Genomic DNA, 12,472 nt, shown 5'->3' with positions numbered 1-12,472 from the left:
AAGTTCCTTTATGCTGAGGGAGCGTTTTCCTTCACTTGGTCCAGGCCATGACGGACCCGGTTGACCAAGGTATAAACCAGCAGGGCAGCAACCACCGCCATCACACCATCGACCCACAGCGCTCCGAACCAACCCAAGGCAATACCGGTCGCCAGCACGCCACATACAAAGGCGCGGTCACTCTTGCCCATGGGCCCGTCATAGCGCCGCGACGCCCCGACCATCGCCCCCAGCACACCCGCGTATTCGCTGAACAACGCCAACAGCGTGACCAACAACACGAGCAACAGACTGGCATCGGGAATCAGGGCAAAGGGAAGGATCAGGGCTGCGTCGGCGATGATATCGCATAGCTCATTCAGGTAGGCACCCAGATGAGATTGCTGCCCGAACTCCCGCGCCAGCATGCCGTCCACGGCATTCAAGGCCATGCGCAGGAACATCCAGACCGGCACCAGCACAAACACCCACGGATGGCTGGCAAACCAGGCGATCACCGCACCCACCAGCACGGAAACAATGCCTGCTAGCAGGGTGACCTGGTTGGCTGTGACACCCTTGTCGTAGAGCCGTTGAACGGTAGGGCGCAGCAGGTTCTGGAATGCAGGTTTGAGTTGATAGATGGAGGGCATCGGGGCGGGATCTCGGGCCGGTTGCGGGCGTAAAGGATTCAGCTGCGAGATTACGATAGGTTGAGGGTTTGCTGGTGGGTATTTGTTGGGAATGAGCTTCGGTCTACATCTCGTGCTGAATCAGCCAGGGATGGAAACACCATTCAAATGTGTGCGAGCCTGCTCGCGATGGCGGTGTGTCAGTCGTCGCTGATGCTGGCTGTGCCGACGCTATCGCGAGCAGGCTCGCTCCCACATGGAGTTGCGGATCTCCCGAATCCCAAACTCCAGCACTGATCCCTTGTGGGAGCAAAGCTTGCTCGCGATGGCATCGCGACCGGATTTAGCGAATCGCCCTACAGCCAATACCTCCTTCCCTGACTTATTTCTCCAGCTCGCCCCGGCAAAGTCTCGCGTCCGTCCCTGTACCGCGAGATCCCTGCATGTTTGCCCCCGACAAACTCCTGCGCCTGAACAACGCCATCGGCTTGTTGGTGGTGGCGGCCATGGACCCCGATCATCCCGATGCGGCAGCGGTGCTGGCGGATTTTCGCAACTGCCTGAACGACTACGACAGTTGGGCGCAGAGCTTCTGGACCAGCTCGGCGCTGGACATCGAGCAGGTCTTCAAGGTTGGCAACGAAGTAGCCCTCGCGGCGCCGAAAAACCTGGATGAACCCTTCATTGCGACTATGGCGAGGTGTCCGGCGAGCGGCCCGCTGACGCTGGTGCACATGTTCCAGGCGGCGCGTTTCGTGCCGATCGGCAACACGCCGGTGATGCTGGAACCGGTCATCGACGGTGAACCGGGGAAGGAAACCTTTGGCGAGCCGGTCCATCACATCATCGGCCCCAGCGGCATCCTGGAAATTCCCAAGTGCTGGCGGGGGCGCCGCTATCGCATCAGCTTCTTCCCCAAGGTCACAGTGGATCACGTCAAGGCGCTGTATGCGTCTTATCAGGGGGTGATTGGCGAGCTCGAGGGCTGGCTGAAAGAGGAATGGGAAATCCAGTTTCAACCGCTCTGGGCGGAGTTTTCCGACGCCGGGTTTCGCGAACGCTACAACCTGTTGCAGCAAGCCGACTGGCGCGGCCTCGAAAACGCCCTGCAGGCACTGTGGAATGACGTCAAGCAGCTCTTCGAGCTGCTGGCGGATTTGCAAGCCAACAGCGAGAAACTGCTGGAGTACCTGACCCAGGTCGAACTCGACCAGTTGCTCAAGGCCTCATCCGAGGCCATTGCCAAGGGACTGATGCTGCTGAGCGACGAGCCGTTGCTCTTCGTGCACATGGCCGCATTCGCCAGTTGGCTGCGGATGTTGCCGCCCCAGTACCTGGCCGAAGTCGTCGGGCAGATACGGGTCTCGGTGCTGATCAATTTTCTGCTGATCCGATTGACCGGCACCCTCGGCCTGGGCGTGCGCATGAGTGGCAAGGTGCTGGACCAGCTTCAGTCCGGGCGAGCACGGGAGTGGTTACGAGCGTCGAGCCAACGGCTGGGCCAATTCGCCCCTGACCGGCTCAACCAGCATGCCGATGTGTTGAAACCGGTGGTGATCAGCGCCCAGGGCGCGCCATTGAAGCCGACCCCTGTTGGCCCGTTGCAGATCACGCCTGAGCATGGGCCGTCCTTGTCTGTCAGTAATCCGGCTGCCGTGGCGCGGGAAAAATCCCAAAGTGCTACCCGGCTGAGCAAGTACGAACCCCACGACGACGCCCCGGCCCAATCGAAAAACCCCAACGGCGACAGCGCCGACAGCGCGGCCCTGACCCGCACCGACGGCTGTCCGGTGTCGATGGTCACCGGCGAAGAACTGCTGACCCTGGACGACGGCACGCTCGATGGCCGCTTGCCGTTTGTCTTCACCCGCCTGTACCGCAGCAGCGCGGCGGATCTGGACGTGGGCCTGGGGCGCGGCTGGAGCCATGCCCTGGCGCACCGCTTGCTGTTTGAGGGTGAGCAGGTCATCTGGATCGACCAGGAAAACCGCCGCACGACCTTTCCGCTGCCCAACGCCCAGCGCTCGGCGATCCACAACAGCCTGGCCCGGGCGGCCATCTACCTGGGCAGCGAGCCGGACGAACTGATCGTCGCCCAGCCCGGCGAAAACGCACCTTTCCTACACTTTCGCGACGGTCATCTGACCGCCCTCAGCGACCGCTACGACAACCGCCTGACGATCCAGCGCAACATCCATGGCGACATCAGCCGCCTGGACAACGGTGCCGGGCGCTGCCTGCGTTTGCGCTACGAGCAGCGCCACCTGGTGGCTATCGACTACCAGAGCTTGCACCCGGCCCTCACCCTGGATGAAGCCTGGCGTACCGAGCAGACCCTGGCGACCTATCGCTACGACGCGCGCTCACGGCTGATCGAAGCTACCAACGCCGCCGGGGAAAGCGAGCGCTACGACTACGACGATGCTCACGTCATCCTCCAGCGGCAACTGGCTGGCGGTGCGAGTTTCTTCTGGGAATGGCAGGGCGTCGGGCAGGCGGCCCGCTGCGTGCGGCACTGGGCCTCGTTCGCGCAGATGGACACGCGCTACAGCTGGAGCGAGGACGGCAGCGTCACGGTCCGCCACCTCGATGGCAGCGAGGAAATCTATGTCCACGACGACCGCGCACGGCTGGTGCGCAAGGTCGAGCCCGACGGCGGCGAACACCTCAAGGCCTACGACGAACAAGGCCGGCTGATCGCCGAACAGGACCCGTTGGGCGCCGTCACCGAATATCACTACGACGAAGTCGGACGGCTAGTGGCGCTGATTCCCCCCGAAGACGCGCCCACGTCCTACGAATACCGCAACGGTTTCCTGCACGCCCGGGCCCGCGGCAAGGCCGTATGGACCTATCAGCGCAATGACCGGGGCGAGGTGATCGAAGCCATCGACCCGGATCAACAGCGCACCCGGTATGCCTACGACGCCCACGGGCAGTTGCTGTCGATCCACTACCCGGACACTAGTGAACACCGCTTCACCTGGAACCGGCTCGGCCAACTGACAGAAGAAACCCTGCCTGACGCCAGCCAGCGGTTTTTTACCTACGACGTCTTGGGGCGCTTGCTGACCCGCCAGGACGAACACGGCGCGGTGACGCACTACCAATGGGACGCCGTGGGCCGGCTGCTGCAGACCACCTTGCCCACCGGCGCCACCCGCGCCTGGAGCTACAACGCCTACGGCAAGGTCACCGCCGAGCGCGACGAACAGGGCCGCGTCACCCGCTACGAGTACGCCGATGACCTGCACCTGGTCAGCCGCCGCGTCAATCCCGACGGCAGCACGCTGCACTACCGCTACGACTCGGCGCGGCTGCTGCTGACCGAAATCGAGAACGAATCCGGGGAAAAATATCAGCTGGACTACACCCCCGGCGGCTTGATCCGACAGCAAGTCGGCTTCGACGGCCAACGCACCGCCTATGCCTATGACCTCAATGGACAGCTGCTGGAGAAAACCGAGTTCGGTGCCGACGGCAGCCAGCTTGTCACTGCCTACCAGCGCGACACGGCCGGACGCCTGCTGATCAAGACCCTGCCCGACGGCCAGGCGATCCAGTACCGCTACGACGGGCTGGGCCGGTTGGTTGATATCGATGACGGCAGCGACCATCCGCTGGCCTTCGAGTACGACGCCCAGGACCGGCTGATCACCGAGCACCAGGGCTGGGGCACCCTGCGCTATGGCTACGATGCCTGCGGACGGCTCAATCACCTGCGCCTGCCGGACAACAGCAAGGTCGACTACCACCACGCCCCGGGTGGCGCGCTGACCGCCATCGACCTGAACGGCGCACGCCTCACCGAACACCAGTTGCGTGGCGGCCGCGAACACCAGCGCCAACAGGGCCTGCTGCTCAGCCAGTACGAACATGACGAACAGGGCCGGCTCAAGGCCCACACCGTGCTGCAGAACCAGCAGACCTTGTTCTGGCGCGATTATGCCTACAGCCCCAAGGGCAACCTCGCCGCCCTTTCCGACAGCCGTCGAGGGCGGCGCGAGTACCAGTACGACCCGCTGGACCGCCTGACCCGGATCGAACACTCCCACACCGATCCCGCGGAACACTTCGCCCACGACCCGGCCGGCAACCTGCTGATGCAGGACCGCCCCGGCCCGACCCACCTCAAGGGCAATCGCCTGCTGATGGAGGGCGACCGTCACTACGACGCCTTCGGCAACCTGATCCGCGAACGCCGCGGCAAGGCTCAGGCCCTCGTCACCGAATACCGCTACGACAGCCAGCACCGCCTGATTGGCGTCACCACGGCGGACGGTCGCGAAACGTCCTACCGCTACGACGCCTTCGGCCGACGCATCAGCAAGACCGTGGCCGGCCTGACCACCGAGTTCTTCTGGCAGGGCGACCAACTCGTCGCTGAAAGCAGCCGCCATCACCACCGCAGCTACCTCTACGAACCCGGCACCTTCCGCCCGCTGGCACTGCTCGACGGCAAAGGCCTCAACGCCTGCCCGTTCTACTACCACCTCGACCACCTGGGCACACCCCAGGAACTGACCAACTACGGCGGCCAGATCGTCTGGTCGGCGCGCTACCACGGCTACGGCAAAGTCCGAGCGATAGAGCACGGCGGCGGCGAACAACTGGAACAACCGCTGCGCTTCCAGGGCCAATACTTCGACCCGGAAAGCGGCCTGCACTACAACCGGCACCGCTACTACAATCCGGAAACGGGCCGCTACCTGACGCCTGATCCGAGCAAACTGGCGGGTGGGCTCAATGGGTATCGGTACACCCTGAACCCGACGGGGTGGGTGGATCCGTTGGGGTTGGTGGATTGTCCGGGGAAGGGTGGGTGCAGGCCGGCGGTTGGGGAGCAGGATCCGGCTGCGAAGGTTGGGGTGGATGAGGGCGAGTCCAAAACACCTGAACCTAAGAGAGAAGATGATTATTTATACCGTGGTGACGAGCGAGATCCGGAGGATGTATTTGAAAATGGATTTAAGAGTAAGGGATTTAGCAAGGATTTGTTTTTGCACTCCCTAGACAGTGATGATCCTCCTAGTTATTTCATTCCTACCTCCTACTCTAGGGAAGTGGGGAAAAAATTCGCCACTAATGATTTTGCGACTGTGGGTTACTTGTACTCGCTTCAGAAGGTGCCAGGATATGACTTGCAGAAGGAGCTGGGGGCAGCATATTTGTTTAAGGCAGAAAAAGAAATAGCCATACCTGGAAAAATAAGTAACGAGGACGTGCTTGGTGCAACATTGATTCTAGAAAATGGTAAAGAGTTTGGTTATTCCATACCGAATCCCAACAGGAAAATAAGAAAATGATCTCAAAAGTTAAGGTTTATACCTGCGTGGGGGGGGAGAGAAATTTGACTTGTCTCTTGTGTGATCCAGAACACGTTTCGATAACATTTTTTGCGACCGATGGAGTATATAAAACTTATACGAGTAGCAATTTTTATAAATGCTTTGCAATTCTTCGACAGGATAACCCTGCCGTCGTGTTTTTATGCAAAGGTTCCAAGGTGAACGTCCATCCATCCGGGATGTCAGCACAGATGTCGCTGGGATTGAAAGCCTACGAATTAAAGTTGGGTGTGGCGCCATCTCTCGAAGATGTAGTATACATTTTTGACTATGATGATGAAAATTTGGCAGACGATCCGCGCCAGCAGAAGTTGTTCTACAGAAGCTGGATTGAATCTGTCAGGAAGTAATATGGTCCTGTTCCCTGGCTCCTTAAGGCACCGTCCTGAGCTTCTAATATCTAAGGGGGAGGTAAAAGTGAAGAGGCAAGTTATTTCAATTTTAAAAGACGGTCAGAGAGAGGAAGCGTGGTTTGATGTTGGTGTGGGAAAATCCACTATCTTATTGACCCTTGAAGATGGTTGGTCAAAAAAATATTTGGGAGTAGATGTGTATCAATGTCTCGGGAAAATAATCAAGGAGCACGCGGATGTAAAGTTTTTATGCAAAGGGGCCAAGCGTAATGTTCGCCCTTCTAGTATGTCTTCTCAGATGTCTTCGGGAATAGCGGCTTATGAGTATGTTTTAGGTGAGCGTGTTTCGAATAGTAATCTCGTCAATATATTTCAGTATGAGGATCAGGACATAGTGAACGACCCTCAGCTACAGAAAGATTATTTTTTTCTATGGATGGACTCTATAAGAGATCTGAATGAGTAAAAGTTGGCTATGGGAGTGTGAGGCGTTTTTTGTGGTTTGATGGTTAATACGAGATTTCTCCATGTCACAAGATCCGGATTCAGAAGCTCAAACATCTGATTTATGCTTCAGTTTCTGTCGACTGACGTGCTGCCTTCGCGGGCAAGTCCGTTCCCACATTAGAGCTTTGCGGTGTCTGCTCTGTTATTGCAATGCCCGCCCATGCGCCGTAAGCCGGTACTTTTGTAAGCGACTGCGCGGCTTATCGGGGATGGTCATTTCGATCAGGCCACCTTCCAAGGCCGGACGGATATAGGCATCGCGGAAGTGCTTCTCGTCCTTGAGACCTAGTAAGGATTGAATTTCGCTGCGTGTGAGCTCGCCTCGTATAGCCCTCAAAAGCCTCGCAACTTCGGGGGTGACTTCGGGGGTGACTTCGGGGGTGACTTCGGGGGTAGCAGGTTTCCATTCCGAATCTGGCCGCCAAGCCAGGGCGCTAAACTGGTTACCTATCACGTCGTCGATCAGCTCAATGCGTGGCCATTCTCGAAACGCTCGTGGAATACCACTGCCCAGGCCTCTATAAGGCAGTATTTGCGCGGCGTGTTCTGTCAACGTTGGATTGCGCCGGTTGGTTCTGCCTTGGCGGATGGCTTCAACGCTCAGACTATCGGGCAGATGGCCTGGGCTGGCGATTTCTACCCGATCGGCAAAAACCATAATTCGGATCGAGGCGCTGGTGAAGTAGTCGCGATGGATCAATGCGTTGACCAGCAGCTCCTCCAGCGCCGGTTCGGGAATCTCCAACTCGCCCAGTGTATTGAAGCCACGACCATGCTGCACGTGATGGAGGTTGCGACGGATAAAGGCGAAGCTGCCTTTGAACTGTTCCAGTAACGTACCGCCAATATCCTCACTGTCCAAATAACGATTATCGGCCAAGCTTGTACCGGGAAACGCGACGGCCTTCACTTGGAAAGCCGGTCGCCACCGCTGCGGCTGTCGGCCAAATAGCATCAGGCCGGCCAGGGTCAACTCACGTCCGTCACCTAACCCCAAATTCTGCAGTAACTGCTCTGTCGACAGCCCATCCAATTCACTGTTTTGTCCATAACGGCGGTTAAAGTAGGTGTCGAAGGCCTTGACGTTCAAGTCGGTGACAGATGTACCTGCTACAGGCACCACATCGGCATAAACCAAACCAGCCCTCTGAAATAGGCGCTGCAGCTCTTCACGTGCTGTTACATGGCGCTTATCGGAGCCACTTTTGATCCATACCCGACCCTGCAGATCCATGTACGGCTTGTTCAGCCCATCGGCTACTGACACCACCATGACCAACCCGGACGCTGTCTGCACGTTTTCGGTCAGAGGGTGAACGGGCGGTCGTATGTTCTGACTGGCGGCATTGCTGAGCAGTTGGTTCAAGCGCTGTATGGCGGATGTGTCCAACCCGTGAATGCTACCGTCGTCGTCCACGCCGATAAACAATTCGCCACCACCACTATTGGCCAGGGCCGCGAGTTCGGCAGCCACACCGTCGGCGTTGACTAGGTCGCGCTTGTACTGATGGCGACTATCTTCACCTCGCGCCAGTATCTGTAGAAGTTCGACTTCGGTCATGGAACGTTACTCTGAAATGACGTCTTCGGGCTGCCGGCAGGTGCTGCATCATGCCCTGTTTCGGTTTGTGAGGAAAACCATCAAACCCGCCCAGCAACATCCGCTATCAATCCTCTGAACCACTGCTGCGCCGGATGAGACTCGCTGCGCCGGTGCCAGATCAGGTCGAACGCCATCCGAGGCAACGTCACCGGTGGTGGGAACATCACCAGCTTGTTGCTGCCCGCCGCGCCCATCGCCACCCGTTTCATCACCGTAGCGGTCAACCGGGTGCGGGCGATCAGCGAGGGCACGGCGAACATCTGTGGCAACGTCAGGGCCAGTTCGCGCTGCTTGCCCTGTTGGGCAAGGGCGTGATCCACCAAACCGTGCAAGTCTCCCTCCGGCGAAACCAGCACATGGCGAAGTTGCAGATAGGTCTTCAGGGTCATGGCGCGACGGGCCACCGGATGGTCATGGGCGACAATGGTGACGAATTCGTCGGTGAGCACGGTCCGGCTCAATATCCGCGCCGCCGCCTGGGTCGGCGGCACGCCCACTGCCGCGTCGATCAGGCCGCTGTCCAACATGTCGACCGCGTGATCTCGGTCATTGAACGCGTACACATTCACCGAAACCCCCGGAGCCTGCTCTGCGAGTGCCTGCAACAGCGCGGGCAGGAGCACGTAGGCCGGGTAATCGGAGAGGCCGAGTTTGAACACCAGCGAAGCCTTGCCAGGCTCGAACTCGGGCCGCTCGACCAATGCAACTTGAAGCTGGTGCAGCGCCTGGGCAATCGGCACCGCCAGGTCCCGAGCTCGAGGCGTCGGCAAAAGCCCCTCGGCACTGCGGGCAAACAACCCATCACCAAGCAGCGTTCGCAGCCGCGATAACGCGGCACTCATCGCCGGCTGACTGACACCCACCCGAGCCGCCGCGCGGGTGACATTGCGCTCCGTCATCAGTGCGTCGAAGGCCACCAGCAAGTTCAGGTCGATCCCATGAAAATCCATAAATCAAATAATCATTCATATCGGTTATTTGTTAGACGGATCATAGCCCTCAATCCCAAACTCTCGCTACCACCCCACTTCAATGGCGAGAACCCCAATGACCCTATCAACCACCCACCTTGCTGAACAACTGCGCGCCGAGCGCCGGGCCGTTGAAACCTTCTACCGTGCATTCAGTGACCAACAGCCAGACCTCGTCGATGAAGTACTCACCTGTGACTGGGACGACATCCCGTTGGCACCCGGCCAGGTACCTGGCCCGGAAGGCATCAAGGCCATCATCCGCAGCTTCGTCCAGGCGTTTCCGGATGTGCGGATCGTCGTCCACGACATGGTCCAGGAGCCCGGGAAAATGGGCGTGCGCGCCGAAATCACCGGCACCCATGCAGGCGAACTCTTCGGCATCGCCGCCACCGGCAAGCAGGTCAGTTTGCGCATTCATGAATTCCACACGTTCCGTGACGCGAAGCTGACCACGACATGGCACATGGAAGACTGGTTTGCCCTGTTCCTTCAACTCGGCCAGTTCCCTGCCCAGGCCTGAAGGAGTTTTCCCATGAAGAGCGCTTTGATTAATGAGTTCGGCAGCCCGGATGTGATCGTCGAGAGCGAAGCGAGGTTGCGAAGCCCACAACCCAACGAAGTGGTCGTGCGCATTGAGGCCGCCAGCGTCAATCCGCTGGACGTCAAGATACTCGCCGGTTACATGCAGCCGATCTTCCCGGTGGCATTCCCCTATGCCCCAGGGACCGATTTCAGCGGTGTGATTGAGTCCGTCGGCGAGCAGGTGAGCGTCCTCAAGACCGGGGATCGAGTGGCCGGACGAACTTCCCCCGAGCATGGCGGTGCGTTCGCCACCCATCTGGTCATCGCCGCCTCCGAACTCTGTGTCATTCCCGCACCGATGAGTTTCGAACAGGCCGCTGCATTGCCGACCGCGTATGGCACGGCCAGGCAGGCGCTTTTTGATATTGGCAAGTTGCAGCGCGGCGAACGTGTGCTGATCCACGCCGGTGCCGGCGGCGTTGGCAGCATGGCGGTCCAGCTGGCCCATCTTGCCGGCTGCCATGTGATCGCAACGGCCTCGGCGAAGAACCTCGAACTGCTGAAAAGCTTGGGCGCCGATGAAGTCATCGACTACCGAACCCAGACCCTGGACAGCGTGGGCGAAATCGACCTGGTGCTCGACACCTTGGGCGGCGAAACGCTGGAAGAATCCTGGCAGATGCTGCGTCCGGGCGGACGCATATCTACCCTGGTGGAATTCAATATCGAGGGTCGGGACGGTCACGCCGGTGAGTTCGTTTTTTTCGCCAGCGCCGTGCCTTTCCTTCCCGAGGCGATCCGACAGTTCAGTGCGGGGCAATTGCAGATCATCATCGACTCCACCTTCACGCTGGCGGAAACCCGGGCGGCGGTGGAAAAGGTCGCCACTGGGCATGCCCGAGGGAAGGTGGTTATTCGCCCGGGTAACTGATCGTCAACCCTCCACCAAACAGTTTCACTGTTGATCAGTTGCCGCTGCTGGTCAAAAAAAGCACTAAATTTCGAGGCAGTTCGATTGAGCATGCCTCTTCTAAAGCTTCAATTTGAGCTTTATCTAACTGATAGTCATACAAGTGTTCTTCCTCTTTTATCCAATTCATTATTCTAGCTAGGTCCTTGCTTTCAATAGGAAGTGCTATTTCGTATGACGCAAAGTCCTCTCCATCAACTACGCCCATTATTGTGTGGTTCATGGTTCTACCGTCTTGGTCGGGTTGGCTGGTTTGGTCTGGAGTCCGGTAGCGTAATCGAATTCACCCAAGTGTTTTCCTCGCTTGTTATATTTTTCTACTGCGCCATGTTGAAAGTCCCATTCATATATCGCTCTGTCTGGATCTTTCCAGCGAGGACGCAACCCGCCGCCTTTCATGCGCGTTTTGGGCGGAGCCCATCTTGCATCCGGGAAAGCAGGGAGAAAGTCCGGTTTTGGATAGTAGTCATGATGTGCGGTGTTCAAAACCACATAAACCGGCCGAACCCCCGCCCCCACCGGAAACACCAGAATGAAATCCCGATACTCCGGCGGATAAATCGGATCGACGATGATGCTGTCGGCCATCGGCGTGGGCGGGTAGATCCAGATGGGAGGGGCCTGCGGTGCCGCTTCCAGGACGGGGATACCCAGGGTGTCGGACGGATCGACGGCTGGCGTCCAGATCAGCTCGATGCCGTCACCCAAGTCGGCGATGTAGTGGTCGGCGCGAGGGACCAGGTGGACGATGTCGACCATTTCCCAATCGCGGTTCTGGCCGGTATAGAAGCCATAGCCCTTGAGGCTGCCATCGGCCTGTTGCTCTATTTGCAGGCGCATGCGGCTGCGGGCCTGCTTCAAGTTGTGTAGCTGTTCTTCGGAGTAAAGGGCGCTATCACCCAGGCTGGAAGGCCAGAGCAAGGCAACCATGCCGGTTAACAGCCCCGTGACGGCGGTGCCGCCCACCGTTGCCGCGGTTGCTTCAAGTGCGGTGCCGCCGAGAGCAAGTCTGCCCCATGACGCGGTTACCGCGCCGGCGCCCATCTGCTTGAGGGGCACAGTCCCCGATCCATCGGCATGCCTGCCGCCGAGCCAAACCAGGTCACCGTACTGCTTGACCAAATCAGCCGGCACATAACCGTTGGGGTTGCGGTAATCAATGACGCCGTCGGGTAACTTGCAGCTCTTGGCGAACACACTGCCGGTGACGGGCAGTGGCGTTCTATCGACCGTGGCCCAGCGTTCCTTTTCGTAGGCGGCCTGCCGGGCAAGCATGGCTTCATACTTCAGTTGCCCGGCTTCACGCTCGGCCAGCTCGCTGGGTGTCATGTCCCGATAGGTGACGTAATGCCCGTCGCCGCCGGGTGGGTTCTTGACTTGGGGGATGTCTTTTTGGCGTGTCACGGAGGGGCAGGTCTCGTCCAGTCGATGCGGGAGAGACGCTAACCCAAGGGCTCAGGCTGGGGCTGTAGGCGCTTTCTGTATTGGTTGTGCCTTTTTCCTCAGGCTCCGCAGGACACTGGAGCGCGTGAACGAAGAAGGCGCGTTGCAGCCAATAACTTCGCACCCAGCCATTAAAAAAAG

At 58.9% G+C, this 12,472-nt stretch carries 10 protein-coding genes; 5 read left to right on the top strand and 5 right to left on the bottom strand.

What is annotated here, in order from left to right:
* Positions 1–8: 8 nt before the first annotated feature.
* A complete protein-coding gene (locus AD665_RS06205) occupies positions 9–632 on the bottom strand; it encodes a CDP-alcohol phosphatidyltransferase family protein (RefSeq protein ID WP_053191399.1) in 624 nt (207 codons plus the stop codon).
* Positions 633–1,054: 422 nt separating this feature from the next.
* Between AD665_RS06205 and AD665_RS06200 the strand changes: the two genes are divergently transcribed.
* The 3 genes from AD665_RS06200 to AD665_RS06190 all read left to right on the top strand — a co-directional run bounded on the left by AD665_RS06200 (position 1,055) and on the right by AD665_RS06190 (position 6,778).
* Positions 1,055–5,917, top strand: a complete 4,863-nt coding sequence (locus tag AD665_RS06200; RefSeq protein WP_053191397.1) for an RHS repeat-associated core domain-containing protein — start codon at positions 1,055–1,057, stop codon at positions 5,915–5,917.
* Positions 5,914–6,309 carry a hypothetical protein gene (locus tag AD665_RS06195; protein WP_053191393.1) on the top strand — a complete coding sequence of 132 codons (396 nt, stop codon included), beginning with the start codon at positions 5,914–5,916 and terminating at the stop codon, positions 6,307–6,309. Before AD665_RS06200 ends, AD665_RS06195 begins: the two co-directional genes overlap by 4 nt.
* Positions 6,310–6,376: 67 nt before the next feature.
* Positions 6,377–6,778, top strand: coding sequence for a hypothetical protein (locus AD665_RS06190; RefSeq protein WP_231995015.1), 402 nt, complete (start codon positions 6,377–6,379; stop codon positions 6,776–6,778).
* A 183-nt stretch (positions 6,779–6,961) separates the two neighbouring features.
* On the opposite strand, the gene AD665_RS06185 is transcribed toward AD665_RS06190, so the two are convergent.
* Together AD665_RS06185 and AD665_RS06180 are read right to left on the bottom strand one after the other, a co-directional pair.
* Positions 6,962–8,380 carry a Fic family protein gene (locus tag AD665_RS06185; RefSeq protein ID WP_053191389.1) on the bottom strand — a complete coding sequence of 473 codons (1,419 nt, stop codon included), beginning with the start codon at positions 8,378–8,380 and terminating at the stop codon, positions 6,962–6,964.
* 80 nt (positions 8,381–8,460) lie between these two features.
* Entirely contained in the window at positions 8,461–9,372 is a 912-nt protein-coding gene (locus tag AD665_RS06180) for a LysR family transcriptional regulator (RefSeq protein WP_024780790.1), read from the bottom strand.
* 97 nt (positions 9,373–9,469) lie between these two features.
* Here AD665_RS06180 and AD665_RS06175 point away from each other — a divergent pair, with 97 nt between their 5' ends.
* Together AD665_RS06175 and AD665_RS06170 are read left to right on the top strand one after the other, a co-directional pair.
* The gene (locus AD665_RS06175) at positions 9,470–9,916 is read left to right on the top strand and encodes an ester cyclase (protein ID WP_053191387.1); all 447 of its coding nucleotides are present in this window, start codon (positions 9,470–9,472) and stop codon (positions 9,914–9,916) included.
* A 12-nt stretch (positions 9,917–9,928) separates the two neighbouring features.
* Positions 9,929–10,849: an NADP-dependent oxidoreductase gene (locus AD665_RS06170; RefSeq protein ID WP_024780788.1), complete on the top strand. Its 921-nt coding sequence runs from the start codon at positions 9,929–9,931 to the stop codon at positions 10,847–10,849.
* 34 nt (positions 10,850–10,883) lie between these two features.
* Here AD665_RS06170 and AD665_RS06165 read toward each other — a convergent pair whose 3' ends face one another.
* The gene (locus tag AD665_RS06165; protein WP_024780787.1) at positions 10,884–11,111 is read right to left on the bottom strand and encodes a hypothetical protein; all 228 of its coding nucleotides are present in this window, start codon (positions 11,109–11,111) and stop codon (positions 10,884–10,886) included.
* Positions 11,108–12,292 carry a colicin E3/pyocin S6 family cytotoxin gene (locus tag AD665_RS06160; RefSeq protein ID WP_053191385.1) on the bottom strand — a complete coding sequence of 395 codons (1,185 nt, stop codon included), beginning with the start codon at positions 12,290–12,292 and terminating at the stop codon, positions 11,108–11,110. Before AD665_RS06160 ends, AD665_RS06165 begins: the two co-directional genes overlap by 4 nt.
* Between the last annotated feature and the right edge of the window lie 180 nt (positions 12,293–12,472).

Origin of the sequence: Pseudomonas corrugata (assembly GCF_001269905.1) — a bacterium.
In the GTDB taxonomy this organism is placed as follows: Bacteria; Pseudomonadota; Gammaproteobacteria; order Pseudomonadales; family Pseudomonadaceae; genus Aquipseudomonas; species Aquipseudomonas corrugata.
The sequence above is the reverse complement of the archived record's forward strand: the minus strand, read 5'-3'. Positions and strand labels throughout refer to the sequence as shown.

What these genes read in the sequence shown, in the direction of transcription:
- AD665_RS06205 (WP_053191399.1), bottom strand. Translation starts at nt 632, where the DNA reads ATGCCCTCCATCTATCAACTCAAACCTGCATTCCAGAACCTGCTGCGC.
- AD665_RS06200 (WP_053191397.1), top strand. Translation starts at nt 1,055, where the DNA reads ATGTTTGCCCCCGACAAACTCCTGCGCCTGAACAACGCCATCGGCTTG.
- AD665_RS06195 (WP_053191393.1), top strand. Translation starts at nt 5,914, where the DNA reads ATGATCTCAAAAGTTAAGGTTTATACCTGCGTGGGGGGGGAGAGAAAT.
- AD665_RS06185 (WP_053191389.1), bottom strand. Translation starts at nt 8,380, where the DNA reads ATGACCGAAGTCGAACTTCTACAGATACTGGCGCGAGGTGAAGATAGT.
- AD665_RS06180 (WP_024780790.1), bottom strand. Translation starts at nt 9,372, where the DNA reads ATGGATTTTCATGGGATCGACCTGAACTTGCTGGTGGCCTTCGACGCA.
- AD665_RS06175 (WP_053191387.1), top strand. Translation starts at nt 9,470, where the DNA reads ATGACCCTATCAACCACCCACCTTGCTGAACAACTGCGCGCCGAGCGC.
- AD665_RS06170 (WP_024780788.1), top strand. Translation starts at nt 9,929, where the DNA reads ATGAAGAGCGCTTTGATTAATGAGTTCGGCAGCCCGGATGTGATCGTC.
- AD665_RS06165 (WP_024780787.1), bottom strand. Translation starts at nt 11,111, where the DNA reads ATGAACCACACAATAATGGGCGTAGTTGATGGAGAGGACTTTGCGTCA.